General features: G+C 38.1%; 14 protein-coding genes and 1 pseudogene. 8 read left to right on the forward strand and 7 right to left on the reverse strand.

Annotated features, from left to right (window positions below; all coding sequences use genetic code 11):
* A partial coding sequence (locus J500_RS15540) for an IS5/IS1182 family transposase (RefSeq protein WP_034700475.1) occupies window positions 1-280 on the reverse strand: 280 nt, incomplete at its 3' end.
* 271 nt (window positions 281-551) lie between these two features.
* On the opposite strand from J500_RS15540, the gene J500_RS15545 reads away from it, so the two are divergent.
* The 7 genes and pseudogenes from J500_RS15545 to J500_RS15575 all read left to right on the forward strand — a co-directional run bounded on the left by J500_RS15545 (window position 552) and on the right by J500_RS15575 (window position 8,719).
* On the forward strand, window positions 552-1,094 hold the full coding sequence (locus J500_RS15545; RefSeq protein WP_034700477.1) for a fimbrial protein: 543 nt from the start codon (window positions 552-554) through the stop codon (window positions 1,092-1,094).
* A 490-nt stretch (window positions 1,095-1,584) separates the two neighbouring features.
* Window positions 1,585-2,127, forward strand: coding sequence for a fimbrial protein (locus J500_RS15550; RefSeq protein WP_034700490.1), 543 nt, complete (start codon window positions 1,585-1,587; stop codon window positions 2,125-2,127).
* Between the two features lie 84 nt (window positions 2,128-2,211).
* The gene (locus J500_RS15555; RefSeq protein WP_034700479.1) at window positions 2,212-2,952 is read left to right on the forward strand and encodes a molecular chaperone; all 741 of its coding nucleotides are present in this window, start codon (window positions 2,212-2,214) and stop codon (window positions 2,950-2,952) included.
* Between the two features lie 13 nt (window positions 2,953-2,965).
* Entirely contained in the window at window positions 2,966-5,581 is a 2,616-nt protein-coding gene (locus tag J500_RS15560) for a fimbria/pilus outer membrane usher protein (protein WP_034700482.1), read from the forward strand.
* 398 nt (window positions 5,582-5,979) lie between these two features.
* Window positions 5,980-6,858 (forward strand): annotated as a pseudogene (locus J500_RS17910) (fimbrial protein).
* Complete coding sequence (locus J500_RS15570; protein WP_004986058.1) at window positions 6,858-7,601, forward strand: molecular chaperone; 744 nt, start codon at window positions 6,858-6,860, stop codon at window positions 7,599-7,601. Before J500_RS17910 ends, J500_RS15570 begins: the two are co-directional and overlap by 1 nt.
* 74 nt (window positions 7,602-7,675) lie before the next feature.
* The gene (locus J500_RS15575) at window positions 7,676-8,719 is read left to right on the forward strand and encodes an AraC family transcriptional regulator (RefSeq protein ID WP_004986056.1); all 1,044 of its coding nucleotides are present in this window, start codon (window positions 7,676-7,678) and stop codon (window positions 8,717-8,719) included.
* Here J500_RS15575 and J500_RS15580 read toward each other — a convergent pair whose 3' ends face one another.
* The 3 genes from J500_RS15580 to J500_RS15590 form a co-directional block, all read right to left on the reverse strand.
* On the reverse strand, window positions 8,720-9,766 hold the full coding sequence (locus J500_RS15580; protein WP_004986055.1) for an AraC family transcriptional regulator: 1,047 nt from the start codon (window positions 9,764-9,766) through the stop codon (window positions 8,720-8,722). It abuts the gene before it with no gap.
* Between the two features lie 548 nt (window positions 9,767-10,314).
* The gene (locus tag J500_RS15585) at window positions 10,315-11,661 is read right to left on the reverse strand and encodes a hypothetical protein (protein ID WP_034700485.1); all 1,347 of its coding nucleotides are present in this window, start codon (window positions 11,659-11,661) and stop codon (window positions 10,315-10,317) included.
* The gene (locus tag J500_RS15590; protein WP_147519083.1) at window positions 11,661-16,538 is read right to left on the reverse strand and encodes an AAA domain-containing protein; all 4,878 of its coding nucleotides are present in this window, start codon (window positions 16,536-16,538) and stop codon (window positions 11,661-11,663) included. The genes J500_RS15585 and J500_RS15590 overlap by 1 nt, the downstream gene beginning before the upstream one ends.
* Window positions 16,539-16,789: 251 nt before the next feature.
* Here J500_RS15590 and J500_RS15595 point away from each other — a divergent pair, with 251 nt between their 5' ends.
* Window positions 16,790-17,233, forward strand: a complete 444-nt coding sequence (locus J500_RS15595; RefSeq protein ID WP_228130689.1) for a hypothetical protein — start codon at window positions 16,790-16,792, stop codon at window positions 17,231-17,233.
* Window positions 17,234-17,489: 256 nt separating this feature from the next.
* On the opposite strand, the gene tnpC is transcribed toward J500_RS15595, so the two are convergent.
* The 3 genes from tnpC to J500_RS15610 form a co-directional block, all read right to left on the reverse strand.
* On the reverse strand, window positions 17,490-19,094 hold the full coding sequence (tnpC, locus tag J500_RS15600) for an IS66 family transposase (protein WP_034698698.1): 1,605 nt from the start codon (window positions 19,092-19,094) through the stop codon (window positions 17,490-17,492).
* A gap of 74 nt (window positions 19,095-19,168) precedes the next feature.
* On the reverse strand, window positions 19,169-19,504 hold the full coding sequence (gene tnpB / locus J500_RS15605; protein ID WP_000618091.1) for an IS66 family insertion sequence element accessory protein TnpB: 336 nt from the start codon (window positions 19,502-19,504) through the stop codon (window positions 19,169-19,171).
* Window positions 19,501-19,884 (reverse strand): transposase, encoded by a 384-nt coding sequence (locus J500_RS15610; protein WP_019836977.1) that lies wholly within the window; start codon window positions 19,882-19,884, stop codon window positions 19,501-19,503. Before J500_RS15610 ends, tnpB begins: the two co-directional genes overlap by 4 nt.
* Window positions 19,885-19,969 lie beyond the last annotated feature (85 nt).

Here is a 19,969-nt window from a genome sequence, read left to right on the forward strand (position 1 = left end):
AGAAGTCTGGAACATTCCAGTCGAGGTGAGCCATTTGAAAAAGGCTTTGAATGAAACCTTGTGTTTGGCGTAAAGCCAGTTGGAACAGGTTTCGTATCGTCAGGGCAAATTGAATTGCTATATCAGTGTAGGTAGGTTGACGTCCTTTTTTTCCAGTAGGTGTTGCAGACCATTGCATTTGGGGATCAAACCAAATGGTGAAAGCACCCCGTTGACGTAAAGCCTGATTGTACTCAGACCAGTTCGTTGTTTTGTATCGGCTTTTTGATTCTGTATTCATCTAACATGTATGGGGATGAAATTTATTTATGCAACAAAGCCACTCGATAATAGATAGAAAGAAGATTTATAAAATTTTGAATATTCTATTTTTAAAGAAAAAAATCATAAATCAGTTAGAACTTCTGTGTGTAATGAAAAATTTTTATGCAGAAATTGCTAAGAAATACTAAACAAAATAAATGACAATACATTTGAAAGAAAAGGTGATCCGACTCACATTTCTAGCATTTTTGTCTAAGTCGGGTAATTTTGAGATTGAGGTGAAAATCATGAAATTTAAAACCAACCTAGTGGCAATAATGGCAGTCGGATGCATGCTTCCAGTTTTAGCTAATGCTGCTCCAACTGTGACTTTTCAGGGTGAAGTTTCAACCCAAACCTGTAAAGCTGAGGTGAATGGTCAGGAAAATGCGACCGTATTATTACCAACTGTTCCAGAATCTAGCTTGGCTTCTGCTGGAACAACAGCAGGTTTAACTCCATTTACCATCGCGATTAAAGACTGTGCAACAGCAGGTGCAGATACGCAAATTGGAACTAAATTCTTGGGTCAGTCCGTGACGGCTGCTGGTAACCTAGGCAATGTGGCTGCGGCTAATCCAGCGGGTAACGTTGCGATTCAATTGACTACTGATGCTGCGGGTACAACTCCAGTGACTTTAAATGGTGTAACCACAGTGGCAGGTTTAGAGCTTAAAACAGGGCAAACCTCTGCAAGCCATCAATTCGGTGCGCAGTATATTACTGAAGGTGGTGCGGCTTCGGCTGGTGCAGTAACAGCGGTTGTTGAATATACCCTTAGCTATCAATAATCAAGTGATCTGTGGCATCTACTACCATTTTGGTAGTAGATGTTTTTAAAATTTGAAAAGATGCAAAGTTCAACAGGATCTCTCAAAACACAGTATAAAAAATTTGAAGTTTCATTTATTTTATAAAAATTAAAATCAGTTTTTACTCATTTACTTGTTAGAAAAAATAATTAAATCTTTCATTTTTATTTGATCTTACTCATCAAACTGAAATATACAATTCAAACCTTTATAACACATTATAAAATATAGAGAAAAAACGATAAATATAAATATGTATGATTTAAAAGGACTTATCAAAATTTATTTTTAAAATTAAAGCCATATTTTTTATAAGACTTTTGCATGTAATGAAAACTTTTTATGCAGAAATTGCTAAGAAAAGCTACATAAAATAATTAACAATAGAATAGTTGGAAAAAAGGTGATTTATCTCACATTTCCAACATGTTTATCCAAGTCAGGTGATTTTGATATTGAGGAGATGATGATGAAATTGACTAAAAGTATTATGCTGATGTTAGCGGCTGGACTCATGCTTCCAGCGTTGGCAAATGCTGCTCCAACCATCACCTTTGAAGGTGAAGTATCTGCTCAAACTTGTGAAGCGGAAGTGAATGGTCAAGAAAATGCCACCGTATTATTGCCAACTGTTCCAGAGTCTAGTTTGGCATCTGCTGGTGCAAAAGCAGGCTTGACTCCATTTACGATAGCTGTTAAAGGTTGTGCAACAGCTGGTGTAGATACTCAAATAGGCACTAAATTTTTAGGTCATTCAGTCACGGCTGGTGGTAACCTAGGCAATGTGGCTGTGACTAGTCCAGCGGGTAACGTTGCCATTCAGTTGACTTCTGATGCTGCGGGTACAACTCCAGTGATTTTAAATGGTGTAACCACAGTGGCGGGTTTAGAGCTTAAGGCGAGGGAGACCACAGCGAATCATCAGTTTGGTGCGCAATATATTGCTGAAGGCGGAGCTGCAACAGCTGGAGCAGTAACAGCGGTTGTTGAATATACGCTAAGCTACCAATAATAGAATAATCATAAGTCCTGATTTGCCATGCAAATGGCAGATCGGGCAATAACAATAATATCAGAATAGGTGGTGGAGGGTGGTATGGTCAATATATCTGGTCACATGTCGAAAATCGGTTTGATCGTCATGAGTTCATTGATGTTGAACACGTCATTTGCTGGTGTGGTCTTAACAGGAACTCGTGTGATTTTGGCCGATGGTCAAAATGAAAAAACTATTCATTTACAAAATGTCGATAGTGTACCTGCTTTGGTACAGATCTGGCTTGATGATGGCGACGAAAATTCAACACTTGAAACAAGTAAAGCCCCGTTTGTCGTTAGCCCACAAATTTTCCGTATGGAACCCAATGTGGGTCAAACAGTTCGTGTACGTTTTACTGGTGCGGATCAGGTTGCTCAAGATAAAGAGTCTTTGTATTACCTAAATTTTGTGCAATATCCTGCTTCAAAAAAACAGGAAATGGACAATAACCGTTTGATGGTAGTCTTCAAAAATCGGATTAAAGTGTTTTATCGGCCTAAAAATTTAGTAGGAAATTCAGCACAGACCATTGAAAAACTTAGATTTAAATTTAATTCGCAAAGTAAACAGTTGAGTGTTACTAACCCGACTGCATATTTTGCCAATGTACAAGAAGTCCGTTTACTGACTTCTCAAAATCAGCTCGTGGTAAATCGTAATCAGATCATTGCCCCCAATAGCACAGTAAATTGGGCAGCCAATATTTCTGAAGCAACTGCAAAAGCAGCCAAAGTTAAAGTCACTCTGGTTAATGATTATGGTGCAACCGTCATTCATGAAGCATCTCTAAGTCCCTAAAGAGGGGAGACTGATGTACGCTGACTATTTTAAACCTTGCTTAATTTTGTCTATGTGTGTGGTCGGAAGTGCGGTCATGGCACAGCTCTATGCTGCTGAACCTGAAACCGATGAGGTTTCATCGAGTGATGATTATGTCTTTGATAGTGCGTTATTTCGTGGTCAATCCGTTAATCAGTCAGGTTTGATGCAACGTTTGAGTCAAAAGCAAAGTGTTTTGGCTGGGCAGTATAAAGTCGATGTATATGTGAATGGCCATTTTGTTGAACGTATGCAGCTTGAGTTTAAAGATGATTCCAGCGATGTACAGCCTTGTTTTCAGCCTGAAATGCTCAAAAGTATTGGGTTACTGGATTCATATGTTCAGACCGCTAGCCAACTGAGTGCGCAACAACAATGCTTTTTTTTATCGCAACAGGTCAAAGGTAGTCAACTTTATCTGGACTTTAGCAATTTGCGTCTTAATCTGACTATTCCACAAAGTGAATTACGTTATGTGCCAAGAGGCTATGTAAATCCGAAAGAATGGAATGCGGGCAGCAGCATTGGCTTTATAAATTATATTGCCAATTATTACTATAACTCCTATGAAACTGATGTGGGACGTCTAAATCAGGATGCAGCCTATTTGTCAGTGACGGGTGGAGTCAATTTTGGTAAGTGGCAATATCGACAACAATCTAGTCTGAGCTATAACAAAGGACAGGGAACAGACTGGAATAACATTCGTAGCTATGTGATGCGGGCATTCCCCGCAATTCGTGGTCAAGCCACTATTGGTCAAGTTTATACATCAGGTCAATTTTTCTCAGGTTTAAGTTTTAATGGGATCAATATTGCCTCAGATGATCGTATGTTACCCGAATCCATACGTGGTTATGCTCCGATGATTCAAGGCGTTGCCAGAACCAACGCGAAAGTTTCTGTACAGCAAAATGGTCGAGAAATTTATCAAACTTCTGTGGCACCCGGCGCGTTTAAAATTACAGATTTATATCCGACCAATTACAATGGCGACTTGACCGTTTTGGTCTATGAGGCAGATGGAACGATTAGTCAATTTAGAGTGCCATTTTCAGCCGTTCCTGAGTCATTACGTGCAGGTTCTTATCGTTATAATTTTGATTTGGGTCGTACGCGCGACATTGGAGAAGACACTTACTTTTCCAATGTAACCTACCAACGAGGCCTGAGTAATGCGATTACCCTGAATACCGGTTTAAGGGTTGCAGATGGTTATCAAGCGATCCTATTGGGTGGAACTTATGCTTCTTTCTTGGGGGCTTTTGGTTCCAACTTGACCTATTCACATGCTGATTTGGATACTTTGGGCAGTACCGATGGCTGGCTTGCAAGCCTAACGTACAGTAAGACGATTCAGCCAACCAATACCAATATTTCATTAGCAGGTTATCGTTATTCTACCGAAGGTTATCGTGATTTAGGCGATGTGATTGGGGTGCGTGATGCCTTGAAAAATGGTGGCACATGGCAATCCTCCAGTTATTTACAACGATCAAGAGTCGAACTGACCCTGAACCAAAGTCTGGGGGATTATGGCATTGTGTTCGTATCAGGCTCTATGCAGGATTATCGTGATGGGCGTGATCGAGATGTTCAGACTCAGATTGGCTATAACAAATCCTTTAAAAATGGCATTTCTATGAACGTGTCTCTTATTCGTCAGGAAAATGCATATTATCAATTTGTAGATCAATCAGGTCAGCAAATCATCTCATCAGACTCTAATCAGAATAATAAAGCGGACACCACACTCAGCCTCTCTGTGAGTCTACCATTGAGTGGAAAAAATAAAAGTCGTTCCCCTTATCTGGATCTTTCTTATTCACATGGTTCACAGCAGTCTGATAATTATCAGGCCATGCTTTCAGGTACTTTGACTCAGGATCAGTCGATTAATTATGCCTTAGGCGTGAGTCGTGATGAAGAGATGAATGCTACCACATGGAATGCTAATTTAAATAAACGCTTCTCTAATTTGACTGCGGGCATGAGTGCATCGACAGGAGAGAATTTTTGGCAAGCATCAGCCAATGCGCAGGGAGCTGTGGCAATTCATAGTGGCGGCATGACTCTAGGTCCATATTTGGGTGAGACTTTTGCTTTGGTTGAAGCTAAAGGTGCTGAAGGGGCGCGTGTCTATAATGGACAAGGGGCAACCATTAATAAGTCAGGCTATGCATTGGTGCCAGCCATCACTGCGTATCAATACAATACAATTGCATTAGATCCGCAAGGGATTTCTGAGCAAGTAGAAATAGAAAGTAGTGAACAGCAAGTCGCACCTTATGCGGGAGCTGCGATTAAAATCAAATTTAAAACCCGTTCAGGTTATCCGTTATTGATACAGGCAAGACTGGACAATGATCAAAAAGAATATGTGCCTTTAGGTGCAGAAGTGGTGGATGAGCAAGGCAATATCATTGGAATGGTGGGTCAAAGTGGGCAGCTTTATGTCCGTGCTGAAAATCGTCAGGGACGCTTGAAAGTGCAATGGGGAGAGCAAAATGATCAACAATGTCATGTTGCTTATCATATTGATGATGAAGCCATCAAGCAACCTTTGATTCGTTTTGAGCAAACTTGTCAAATGGAGCAAGCAAAATGAAAACATTAAAGTTTTGGTTACTTCAAATCCTAATATTCATGATGGGATGCTATACGGTATCTGCTTATGCGAGATGTACGAATGAGTTATCAGGAACAGCGGCTTACGATGGTAATAGTGCCCTTATACAATTTGGTGTGATAAATCTAACCAGCACCTATTTACAGCCCGTTGGAACTCTCTTAGCTCGCACAACCGTTCCTGCTTCTAATTACAAAGGGGGCACTTCTCCATCCTCAGTGGTATGGGAGTGTGATGTTGCAGATTTGCCGAATATTCAATTTTTGGTTGCGACCAATGGTGATGATCGTGTGGGGGGATATTGGGATTTGGGCGCCCAAGATGGAATGCCAAATGTCTATGCAACTTTTTTTCGTTATGTCGGGATTAAACAGACGATGGATGGGGTTGTACTCACTAAATTTTGGCAACCGCTTCCTGTTCGAAACTATGTCACTGTCGGTAATAAAATCCAGATTCGTTTGCAGGATATTCCAATTCTATCCGCTGAGCTATATCGAATTAGCCAGATCCCTAGTGCAGGATTAAATAACTATTGTGGTGCGGGAACCAGTGGAACGATTGCCTCGGGTACCTATACTTGTCTGCAACCAAATGCTTATATCCAGCTCAAAGGTCCAAATTTAAATAGTGATGAAATAGGAGAAAACTCTGAAACCAAATTCGATTTTTGGCCCGCAAATGGAATCGGTTATGGTATGCGCACAGCAACTCTCTACAATGAACCCACTTGCGTAGCACGAAATGCAACGCCGTTAGTGCTGTTTGATACGATGACTGTTGAAACTTTAAATCAGGGGAAATCTACGCAAGCTCAGTTTAATGTCTCGATTGAATGTTCGAATCAGGCTGTGTCTGGTGTAGCAAGTAAGCAAACAGCAATGGGTATACAAGCATCTGAAGGGGCTTATACCGCCGCCCAGAAACTAGGTTTGGTGAATGCGCAAAATGGTGTGAAAGCACTGCTCTCTGATCAATATGGCACCAATGGCATTGCCAAAGGTGTTGGTATTTTTCTACGCAATAGCAGTACTGGCACTGATATGAATTTTGTTGGGTAACCCGGTATATCAGGCAATGGTGCCAATGCAGGTTGGTATCCATTTAAAGACGGTGCAACGGCAAAAGGCTCTACCGAAGCAGGCTATACCCATTATTTGCAAAATTACACTGCGATCTTAAAGAAACTCGATGGTCAAACTGTCGAGGCTGGAAAAGTCCATGCCACGGCCTATGTGTTGGTGAAGGTGCAATAATGAAGTTAAAAGCAATATTTCTCCTCAGCCTAACAGGTCTGCTTACGGCTAATTCAGTCAGTGCAGGTATTCTTGCGGCAAAAACACGACTACTGTTTGAAGAAGGTCAGCGTGAAAGAAGCTTAATGCTTGCCAATGTCAATGATTATCCTGTGATTTTGCAAACATGGGTTGATCAAGGACAGGGGAGTCCAGATCACGCTGAAATTCCATTTATCACTTTGCCGCCTGTTTCTAAAATGGCTGCACGTGGTCTGCAAAGTTTAAGAGTGGTCTATAACGGACAAATACTTCCTAAAGATCGTGAATCAGTCTATTGGCTCAATCTATATGAAATTCCAGCGATTCCACAACCTGATCAGCAAGATGCTTATATTAGTCTGGCGATGAATACTCAGCTCAAGATTTTTTATCGCCCGAAAAGCCTGAAAAAATTTGAACTATCTGACATTGCCAAACAGCTCAATTTCTCCGTGCAAGTCGAGCAAGATCATTGGAAATTAATATGTGATAACCCAACTGCTTATCATGCTTCGATGGTCAATATTCAATTGAGCTATCAAAAACAAATGATTGAGACAAATGCGGAAACAGACATGATGAGCTATCCCAAATCACAACGACAGTATCAGTTCAATGGGACTCTGCCTAAGGCTGATCAGTATCAGCTCAATTTTAGTCTGATTGATGATTTTGGTAACCAACACGATTTTGAAAAAAATATTTCTTTTATTCAACCTTAATTGTTGAGTGAATCAGCTCCTGTTTTTGACAGGAGTCTCCCTAATTATATTTATAGATATGGTTGAATCCATCCATGCAACGAACTTTCTATCATATTAAATCGGTTAGCAGTAACTTAATGCGTTTACTGGAACTGTTTTGTGATCAACACGATTTGACCCTCCCTGATCGTGTTAAGGATTACGCGCTTAACGAGCGAGTTCCTTTTTCTGAGTGGCTATTTTTGTTAAATTATATTGAACAACAATATCCCGTTCCTGCTTTGGGATTGAAAATCGCAGAACTGGTCAAACCTGAACATTTGGGGATTATGGCTTATATTGGGCTTAGCAGTGACAATCTGACGCAAGCCTTATCCTCATTTTTACAGTTTCAGCGCTTAAGCTATGATTTTATGGATGTTTCGGTCAAATGCCATGATAATGAGCTGATCATTAGTTGGGAATTTGATCCATACTTCAAGGCGGGAGCAGTGGCCGATGAAACCATGATTGCCATATTTTTTAATTTGGTTAATCAATTGATTTATCCAAACAGGATTGCAATAAATCGTATCGAGTTTGTTTCGGCTAGCCCAAAAAATCCACAGCTCTATGAAAGCTATTTTAATTGTCCTGTCGAGTTTAGTCACAACAAGACCAATATGTATTTTCCGTTGAGTAATTTAAATCTGACGGTACCCAGTGCAGATCCTGTGTTAAATCAGATCTTGATCCAGCAGGCAGACATATTATTACAAGAGTTACCAGAATGTAATTCTTTTGATGAAGTGGTACAACGTGCCATTATCTATGCAGTGCACCAAGGCAAAATTTCTATCGAATATGTGGCACAACAATTGGGTTATACCTCTCGTATGTTCCAATATAAGCTTAAACAACAGGGTTATACTTTTAAGCAACGGTTGAATCAGGTGCGTAAAGAGCTGGCAATTGGATATCTTGCAGATCCGAGTCTAAGTATCCTGGATATTTCACTTTTGCTTTCCTATCAGGAACAAACCTCGTTTAATCGTTCATTCAAAAACTGGACGGGCATGAGTCCACTACAATATCGACGGGTAATTTTGGATGAGTTTTTTGAAGAACAGGATAATCCGTGGAATCTCATGGTTTAGTTACACATGAAAAGCAAATTTGCTCTCTTGTATTTGATGTTCTGCGCGCCATTGCAAAGGACTCATACCTGTCCAAGACTTAAAGGCACGATTAAATGAGGTCTGTTCTCGATAAGCCAGAAGCGCAGAAATTTCATTAATACTTAATGAGTCATCCTCAAGATACTGTAATGCAAGTGTTTTTCTGATCTTATTAAGTTTATCCGAGAAGGTCGTGCCATGAAGTTTAAGTCGGTACTGTAATAAACGAGGAGAAATCCCCATTTGATTAGCAACATATTGAATATCAACTCTATTTTTTTGAATGGCGGCTACAATATTCCGATAGACCAATTCATTAAATGAAATATTTTCAGGGTATTTGGTGAGTAGATAATTGGCATTTTTTTCCAATATGCGTTTCAGCATATGGTCTGAATAGCCCGCATTGACCGTTAAGTCGAGCATCTGGTGTGTATAAGAGACAGTGTTGAGGGAACAATCGAAGATGACAGGACAAGCAAAAAAACGTTCATGCGCAGAAATTACCGTAGGAGCAGGTGCACTAAACTCCATTCGTTTGGCATGGAACATCTGAGGATAGACTAGGTTATTGATAAAAGTCATCATCATGGCAAAAGCAACATCGTTTGCTAAACGTGCTTCTTTAACAAATTGACCTGCTTGTACAAAGGTAGGGCTTTTCCAAATAAATGAAAATGCATCATCCGTATTTTCAATGCAAACTAAAGAAATATGATACCAAATTCGCTGATAGCGTTGAAATAAATGAATAATTTGCCCAGAGGTTTCACAATTCATGGCAAGATAAGCCACAATACCGATATCGGCAGGCTCACATAACTTTCCAAGCTCTATCCCCAAATCATCTTTTTTATAATATTGACTTAAATAATTCAGAATTCGATACCACTCTACCAGTGGCAATCGCTCATCCACGTCATATAAACGAGTAATCGGGGACGGTATGGAGTGTAAGTCACAGAATTTCTGCACTAAATTTGTCAGACCACTGCTGACTCCTCTGGTATTTAGTAAAGTATGCACATGATCCTCTGTAATGAAATTATTGTTTTAATCTTATAATCAGTTTTACCGTTTTATTTATTGATTCTATCCTTAATTTTAAAGTACCAGCAATGTGATTAGATCGGATTTTTTTATTTGTATTAAAAAATTGTTTATCCACTAAATCATTTGATTTTTAGATAATTTTATAAAAAAATCCACACCTCATGCTCCTTAAAGCATAGTTGGTGTGGATTTTTTGAGCAATGCAGTATTACACTTTATTACTCAATACTTATAAAATATTCCAATAAATATAAATTATGGTCAGACAAAATAGTTGTTAACTAAGTGTTTTGAAGAATCAACAAGTTAGATTAATTAATGATCTTAAAATTACAAAATAGTTGTTAACAAAAAAAGAAATGATTTAAAACTCTATAATTTTATAATAACAAAATAGTTTTTAACTAGGAATATGTTCTTATCAAAGAGCATACTCCTAAATTGTTCCATTTAAAGCATATACAATAATATAGTTTTAAATTTGTATAAATTAGTCTAATAGTTGAAAGAAACTAGGTGGTTTATTTAGCTGTGATAACACCATAGCAAGGTCCTCGTTCTTCATCCGCTTGTTGTTTAGATTTAGCAAATACATCGGCAAACCCATTTACTACATTTAAATCAAGTGTTAACTCGCCAATTGGTACAGCCGTCAGAACAGGTGCATCGCTGTCATGTATATGAGCAATCACAATACAAAACTTGTCTTTAACAACAAGTACTTCAAAATCACTATTAAATAAGCCACTTTCATCTAATGCAAGAAACTTCCCACTACTGAATAGAGAGCGCTCAATATGATTATTCTCCCATGGTGCATTCTTCAAAGATGTGCATGGAAGAAACATTTTTAAGTCATAGCTTTCAGAAATAATTAGCTTATTCAAGAAATTCTTAAAATTTGTTGATTCACCAAAAAAAGGATTTGATGGTGTTAACCAATATAAATCTTGAACCTTGTTATCTTCAGTACATCGTTCAAGTAAATTTAGGAATTTTTCTTGATTACTTGGCTCATAAATAGGCCCTACAATTTGGTGCTCTGTTCGTTGGACTAAACATGTTAGATCGAGTTTTTCTTTTTTTAAAAAATTCTTAATGTTCAGTGACTCAAGCATTGGATTATATGCTAACTCGGCTTGAATTGAATCGATATTATCCACTTTTATACTTTGTAAAGTTGAATTAACCATTTTAGTAAGAAGTGTTGTACTGCTAGGTAAGTGACTAAAACAACTTTCAACTGCATGAACATCAGGAATTAATTGGTCACCTTGTAATTTAAGTGATAAATCAAGGTTTACTCGATTAAAGAGTTGACGATCATTAGTAACTTTACCAACCTTATAAAGTTGGGGGTGATCTTGATAAAATGTAAGTACACCTTGCTCAATATAGCTATAAAAATTTTTTTGGAATGCAGCCTTAGCAATTTTTTCTGATTCAGAGAGCCGATTTTGATCAGCTTGGATCTGTATACCATTATTACCTGAATATTCATAAGATAAAACTGGATCAAATCCAATCAAATCAAATATCACTGAAACTGTACGATCTGAGATTTGCTCAACTTGAGGGATATCTGAAACAGATTTAAAGTAACGCTTTGCTGCTTCAGATAACTCAAATAAATCATTTTCAGTGGATTTAATTTCTCTCTTGGCAAGTAACTCATTTAGAAGTATGGTAATTTCATTTTGATCTAGATTTAAAAAGCTAGCCAATTGAACCGAGCTGCATGGACCCAAACGCAGAGTACGTAAAAGTATAGAATGAACAAAGTCTAAGGGTTTTTTACCTGAAAAACTAAAATCAACCAAAAATTTTTGCACAGGTAGCAATACATCAACATCATGATAATTTAACATTATTTTGCTCCTTGTACGTTTTCATTACGACGTTTCAGTATTTGGTATTCTGGTTGACTCAAACGGTTTTTGATGTAAGCCAAAGTTTTATACAATGGGCTATTTGAATTTTTCTCATGCTCCCACATCTCGGTAGCACCAAAAATCACAAGGCGATCCATAGAGCGAGATAATGCAACATTCACACGATTTTCTGAAGCTAAGAATGCACTAGAGAAGTTAGGCGTATTTCGTGTCACAGAGAACACAACAATACGGTTTTCTTTACCTTGATAACTATCGACGGTATCAATTTTTACTGACTTTTGAAGTAGCGTAGAAAAATTGCCAACTGCAAAACGTTTTATAAGTTGTTTTTTCTGTTCTGCGTAGGCACAGATAATGCCAATAGCAGCTTCATCATTTTTAACATTTTGATTCACACGTTCTAGTAACGCAGGATCAGAGTCTATACGACGAAGGAAATTTAAAATTTCGTTTAATTCATGAGGATTATATAGGCTTGTTTTTTCATCTGAAATTTTTTGATGAAATGCTCCCTTACCACCTGTATCTACCCAGGTAACAGTAGATTGTAGTTCTTTTACTTTATTTGAGTAATAAATGGATGGAACTATACGTTTTGCATTGTCCTTTTTATCAAAAGGTGGCTCACAGACAGCGGTTTGTAATTTACCATCATAGAAACAATCAGAAACCAAATGCCCAATTGCAGGCGCCATACGATATTGTTGCAATAATTGAGCACTAATTTTTTTACCATAGGGTGAATTAAAAACATGTTCAAAATCGCTTCTTAAAACATCTTCTAACTCTTTATGGCTTGAAATGCCTAACTTCTTTTTCAATAAATTGCTATGTTCACTAGTATATAAGGGTGGTAATTGTTTGTGATCACCCACTAATACAATACGTTTACCAGTTTGCATTGCAATTGCAAGTTCAGATGAGCTTGAGCGTGCTGCTTCATCAATAATTACAAAATCAAAAACCTGGTTTGAAATATCAACACTGTTATTAGCAATACCCACACATGTACCACAAACAATTTGACGTGTTTGAGCTAAGAAACGCTCATAATGAGCATAGGGAGTATCTATTAAAGTTTCACAATCTTTGGCCAAGTGAATTAAAGCTTGTGCTTTTGCTGAATTTTCTGGATCAACTGCATATTCTTCAGCTAAAACAATCATCACAGCATCTTCAATAGCTTGCCAAAAAGCTTCACTGGTTATATCCGAATCAAGACCATTTGTATCCAGTTCATATATTTTATGAAGACATTCTAATTGATATAAAGCAAACTGCTTAAATGTAGCTGGTGATACAGTACCAACATCATCCTCTTCACTAATCTTAGAACGTGTTTGTTTAACTTTTTCAAAGATTTCAACTTTTAAGCGAATCAAATCAGTTAAGTACTCTTCTTTGAGCTTAAGATGAGAACCTAAAGTTAAAATACGATGTACTAAGGTTTCTTGGAAAAATGCCTGCTGCGATTCGATGATTGAACCAGAATAGGTATCTAACAAATCCTTTGATACAAGTTCAGCTTTATTACTAATGCGCACAATACTGACATCTTGTTTATAACCAGTGAAGCGTTGACGAATCCGCTCTACAGTTGTGTTTACTGCTTCATGTGATTGACTTACTACCAAGATATTTTTTACCAATTGATGGTGGAATAAGTAATGAACAAATGCTGAAATGAACTCAGTTTTTCCTGTTCCTGGAGGACCTTGTAATACGTTTACTGGACCACTAGTAATAATCTGTTCAAATGCTTTGCGTTGTGTGGCATTTAGAGCAATTGTTTTTGATGTATAGTAATCAAGCTGTTGATCATAAAAACCTATATCATATTTAGCTGCTTCAGCAGTGCTATTTTTTTCGAAATATTCAATCAGATTTGGAATGACTGCCCGATTTTTTAAAATATTATCAATAGCTATCTTCCGTTTACGATTAGAGGATTGCTCTGCTACATTCTGCAATGTAAGACGGCTACCTTCATTTAATCGTGTTAACTTACAGTTTTTAATGTAAAGTGCGCCTCGAGTCGATTTGACCATATCAACTTCACCAACAGGTTTAGTCTCAAATTCACCATCTCTATTTTCAGTAACTAAAAGAGCTTTAACCTTATCTTTTTTCTGAAAGCGATCTAACACATCATTGCTTTCAACTGGATCATAATTAGCTTTGTAATAGTTCATATAATGATTAGAACGAATTGGTTTTAGAACATCAGTGAGCTCAACAATAGGTAATGCTTCTTCTTCAGTGTCTTTAATTAAACGCCACAATGCTTTAGTCGACATTTCATTAGAATCAAGAATATCAACGACTTCTTCAGAAAATTCAACATACTCTTTAGATGAGTTCTCTTGTGTCTTGAACTCCTGTAGAGCATGATTAAAGTCATCATTTTGGATTAAAAAATCACTTAGCCATGGAAGAGTACTTCTGTAAAAGCTTCGTTCATCTTCAACTTTAATACGGATGTTTAGTTCAAATACGGAACTATCAATAAATTTTTTATTAATAAAGGATTTTTGTTGCACATATCTAGGCGTTAAGCCTGGATTTTGCTGGTAGTCAGTATAAAAGAAACTTACTTTTCCTCCTATTCCCCAAAGCTCAACTTCTATATCTCGCCCAGATTGCTGTTTAATATACCCATAAATTTTGCCGTTATCGGGCAAAATATAATTAAAATTATTTGAACTAGAATCGTCATCGCCATTAGACCAACCCGATCTAATAGCGATTAGCGTAGGCACTTGTTCTTCTTGACCTTCAGCCAACAGCGTATCGAGAAAACGACTTAAATCGAGATATTTCCCTTGTTTTTGTTCAAACTCAAGCAAAAATGCTTCACGTAACCAATCAAAGTCTTCATATTCACATTCCTCCCTAAATAGAACGTTTAACATTTGTAGTACAGCATAATTATCACGCTGTTGTACTGTTGGCATTTCCACATCACTTGGATCAAGTGGACCTTGATGTGCTGGTTCAGGGGCGAGTACATTACTTAACTTAATGGTTAAATCTGCCAAATCAACATGAACTGTTTCTTCAGAAAGTTGACCATAGCTATATTGTAAATGATGATAATGCTGTAAAGCTTCAATCAAGTTCAATGCAAGCTGTTTTTTATCTTCAAAGCATAGACTTTCTAAGTCACAGTCATTCCATGTAGGTGTAGCAATAGGCTGAATTACAGAGAAAAATATTTTCTGATTATCTTGATTAATAATCCCAAAAGCCGTAATTTCAGGTATATAACTTCTTACTCCTTGATTCTTAAGAATGTCTAGTTTGTCTAGTTTCGCTTTATAATATAAACAATCATAAGAAGACAATGGATTTGGAAGTGTTTCAAAGACAATATTTGAATACTGCTCTAGACTCTCATTTCTAACATAAGAACTCAAAATCTCGGGTGATACCTGATGTTCAATATCTGAGGGAGGGCGTGAGTTTAAGAATGCTGCTAAAAAATCTGATGCATCTGTATATGCAAAATTAGCAGCTTGACTGAATAAGTCAGTCAGCCAGTCAGAATGATTTAATGCTTTAAATGCGCTAATACTGTGAAGAGTAACTTTAAGACCCTCAATGATATGCCAAGCAAGACAAGCAATCCAAAAAACATCTTTCGTATACGGTGTTAATGAATATCCATCAAAGATATTTTGATTGAGTAATGGCAAAATAGTACGTACAACATTATCGACTTTGAAATCAGGGTTAAATGCCGAGGTAAATTGGGAAAGCTTAATTTTATTAGAACTATCAACCCAAATGCTGAATGAATTCAAGTCACCATGAGCAATCCCAAGCTTATGTAACTCACTAACTACATAGATCATAGACTGAATTAAGTCTAATTTTTTTGTTGTTAAACCTTGTGGACACGTTTCTAAATATGATTTTAGTGTTATATGGTTGGTATCTGGTAATTCGATGACTTCATCATAGTATTGATCTACATTGTCTTGGGGATTTGTTTCTAAAGAGATAAGGCATTTTTCGTAAAGTTGGGGGTTTTTGATTTTGATACTATTTACGGTATTAATCCCATTATTAACAATAGCTTTACGATGTTTATCAGTTACAGTATGAGAGAAAAAGTCCCATTGCTTAATTACAGCATTATCATTCCCCATAGATTCAGCACTATAAACTTTATAAAGCTTACGAGAATGCATGATTAATAGTGAGCCTAGTTCATAACCTTCTATAGATTGTGATGTTATTGGTTCCATGTTGTGAGTTAATATTTTAGTCAAAACATCAAAATCACGATTAAGTTGCTTTGCATTCATTGGTAATGGTTTTTTGCTTTTAGAAAAATGAAGATAAAAATCTTCATTAGGAATTAATTGACAAAAATCTTCAAATGATAAAATACGATCTACAAATGGTATCCCATTAAGTGCAGACCAATTTGCCTTGCCTGTCATTACTACTAAATTCAAAACTTTAGGTAAAAAATGTGGGTTTTTTACTAACTGATCAGCATTATGGAGTTGATGTTTAATAGCTTCGATTTCTGTTGTTAATTTACGAGCTTTTTTTCCTCCAATAGTTAGAGGTGAAGGACTAAGGCGTTCGTTATTTACCCACCAGTTATTATATTGATCAGATGTAATCTTACCATTAACGTTACAGAACTCTATGCATAAAATATTTGCATTCGTTAAGAGCACCAAGTCATATTGTTGCTTTTGATTACCCAAAGAATGAGAAAAGAAAGAGAACCCTTGCCATTGCTTATTTCTGGGTTGTTTTTGAATTTCTACATTGAGTTTAGAAATTAAATTTTTTTGCTGTGCTGACAAATTTGATGCATTGATCTTAATCATGATTTTACCTAAATAAATCAATAATTTATAAATAAAAATATATAGAACAGAGACATTCAATGATCTATAGACCTAAGTACGCTTTCTTATGAAAAAAATTTAAGATTCAAGGATCTTAATGTGCCAATAGCATGTGATATTAATGAAATCAATAATTTGTCATTTTTAATCAAACATTAACTATGGCTTGGTCAGGTTGTTTATTTTGCCAGTCTTTACTCTATTTGCTTTAGATGTTTAAAAGTCTACTCTTGGATAATTTTTTTGGCAAGATAAAAATTCCGAAATTTTATAAAAAGGGAATGGTTGAAATCTGTACGGCATTATCTCTTGAAAACATGGTATTCATCCCCATTTATGATTTTGACTTACGAACAGAAGGATGGCAAAACATGCCAAAAATGACAAAAAACGATTTAATTTATAAAGACTATAGTTGGAAAGCAGTAGAAGGTGATGATCCTACAAAAACGGCTGAAGATGCAGATAGATTCAGTCGTCGTGAAGGATATGAGGTTATTTATCTTCTTAATACATTGTCAGGTACAGATAACGCTGACCTTTCAATAAGGACTCGTCAAATTTGTGAATGGATGATCCATGAAAAATTGCCTTCGAACATACAAGGTCGTTCAAAAGTAGTTACTTGGATTGTAGCAAACTTTGCTGAACTTTCTAAAATTTATCCATTCTGAGGGGATTGGCTTTAGCATTCAGGATGGTTTACTTTGAAAGCTAATTATCCTGAATACTAATCATCATATTTCAATATATTTAATTTAAAATAATACAGCCTCTTCGTTTATTAATTTTATACAGCTCTTTGCCAAAGCTATGCATACTCTGTATTTTAGTTTGAAGATGTTGGTTATCTTTCTGAGGATTTGGCAAATACATAGTAGCTTTAATTGCGTTACTTAGTAAGCGTCCGCTGAACCCCATGCCTATTTTTTAATTCGGTTCAGGTTTCCAGCGGTGTGGTAGCAATTCTTCAATCTGAGTCACTTTATGTGTCGGCAACCTTTTCAGCACATCACTTAAATAGGCATAGGGATCCAGCCCATTCAGCTTTGCTGACTGGATTAATGTCATAATATTGGCTGCTCGCTGACCGCTGCGCAGCGAACCTGCAAATAACCAGTTCTTACGTCCCAACGCCCAGGGGCGCATCTGGTTTTCCACCCAGTTATTGCAAATCGGTAGATTGCCATCATCCAGATAGCGGCTTAAGGCTGGCCAACGCTTCAGAGTGTAATTGATCGCCTTGGCGGTTGGAGAACTCGATGGCACAGTCAGTTGATGTTGGTTGAGCCATTCATACAGTTGTTGCATCACCGGTTGACTATACTGTTGTCGGTATTCGCGGCGCTGTTCTGCTGTACCATCGGTCTTTTTCCTGAGTTCTGCTTCTATGGCATACAGTTTCTGAATCAGCACTAATGCCTGTTCAGCGACCTGACTTTTCCCAGTTACATGCAGTTCATGGAATTTACGACGTGCATGCGCCATGCAGCCCACCTCAATGACATCGCCTGATTTAAAGCGTGCTTTATAACCACTGTAATCATCACAGACTAGATAGCCCTGCCAGCCTTTCAAGAACTCTTCAGCATGCTGGCCTGAACGACTATCCTGAAAGTCATAGATCACCGCCTGAACTGGATTGTACTGTGTAGTGGCATAGGCCCAGACATAACCTTTCTTCGGTTTTTTATTATTCTCACCCATCCGCATGATGGTGACCGGTGTTTCATCTGCATGCAGCACCTGCTGTTGTAGTACCACCTCTTTTAAGGCATTGGCCAGAGGTTCCAGTTCTACACCGCAGCGACCTATCCAGTCAGATAAAGTTGATCTAGAAAGTTCGATTCCCGCCCGCTGATAGATCAGACGTTGACGGTACAGCGGCAAATGATCGGCATACTTCGATACCAGCACATGGCTGAGCAATTCAGGTGAAGCAATGCCTTTATCAATCACATAGGCGGGCATCGCTTGCTGAGTCAGAGTGTCACACTGATCACAGACCCATTTACCACGCACATGCTGTTCCTTATAGAACTGTGCCGGTCTGAAATGCAGTTTTTCACTGACATCTTCGCCGATACGACGGAGTTGGCAGCCACAAGCACATTGGGTTGATGCAGGTTCATGCTCAATACGGATGGTGTGTAGATGATCTGGCAGTGGTCGACGTTTAGGTTTGTTGACTGTTGCTTTGTGTGTCGCTGCATTGGTTTTATCTGCATTTAGCCGTTCCAGTTCTAGATCAACCGCGGCAATATCTTCTTCAACCGCTTCATCCCACAGATGGATTTGTTTTGCCGTTAAGTGTTCATTCTTTTGGGCGAATTCGTGCTTTTTAAACAGCGCCAGTTCATGCTCGTATTTTTGATTGAGAATAGAAAGATGCTGAACTTTGGCATCCAATTGCTGGTTTGATTTTTCTAATTCTTGATTTGATTGTGCCAGAGACTGATGCTGCATTGCCAACTGTCTGGTAAATTCCAGCAGTTGTTCATGGGTCAGTTGGTTTAAGTCAGGCAGTGTATTCATGACCGCAGTATGCCTGAGGTCATGAAGAGAATGAAATAGAACGTTTGGAGAATAGCAGAATGCACCAACCTGGTTTAGAGCATCGTCACTACCTGCTGTCGTCCAATGCGCTGCCAGGGCAAACCCTGGATCAGTGCCTGTAACTGTTCCGGGCTGAGGGCCACGGTTTCACCTTGGTGAACTTGAGCCCAGTGAAATTTACCCTGTTCCAAACGCCGGGCACACAGCCAGATGCCCAGTCCATCATGTACCAACACTTTCATACGATGGCCACGTTTATTACAGAACAGGTAAGCACAATGCGGTTTGATGTAGCCAAAGGCTCTCACCACCTGGGCCATGGTCGTATCCATACCTGCACGCATGTCCATGGGCTGAGTAGACAACCAGATTTCATCAATGCGGATCATGTTGCAAGTGCCTTGAGTAATTCTGCCAAGGCAGGTATTTCTGATGTCTGCCATTTTAGCTGAATATCATTATTCGTATGAGGCACGGTGATACACAACGTGATCCTCTCATCAATAGGTTGGCTGATTGCAGCAGTGTAAGGCAAAGCAATAAATGCTGGATTCACATGAGTAGGATCTTGCACGGCACCATCATGATGGCTGAAGATCCTGATCCAACGACTGACAAGGTTGGCATTAATACTATGTTGCAGTGCGACCGAAGCGATCGAGGTATTAGGATTTTTACAGGCATTGACAATACTGAGTTTGAATTCTTTGCTGTATGTTCTGCGTTTTTTAGCAACAGGAGGTGTTGCTGAATATATATCCATGTTCATGGATTAAGTCCCCACTTGTTTTTAGGTGGGAACTAAATTAAGGCTTATAGGATCGCTTGGTAAGGCTGTGTTAGCCGGATGCTTA

The sequence above is a fragment of the Acinetobacter sp. 479375 genome (assembly GCF_000581715.1).
GTDB lineage: Bacteria > Pseudomonadota > Gammaproteobacteria > Pseudomonadales > Moraxellaceae > Acinetobacter > Acinetobacter ursingii.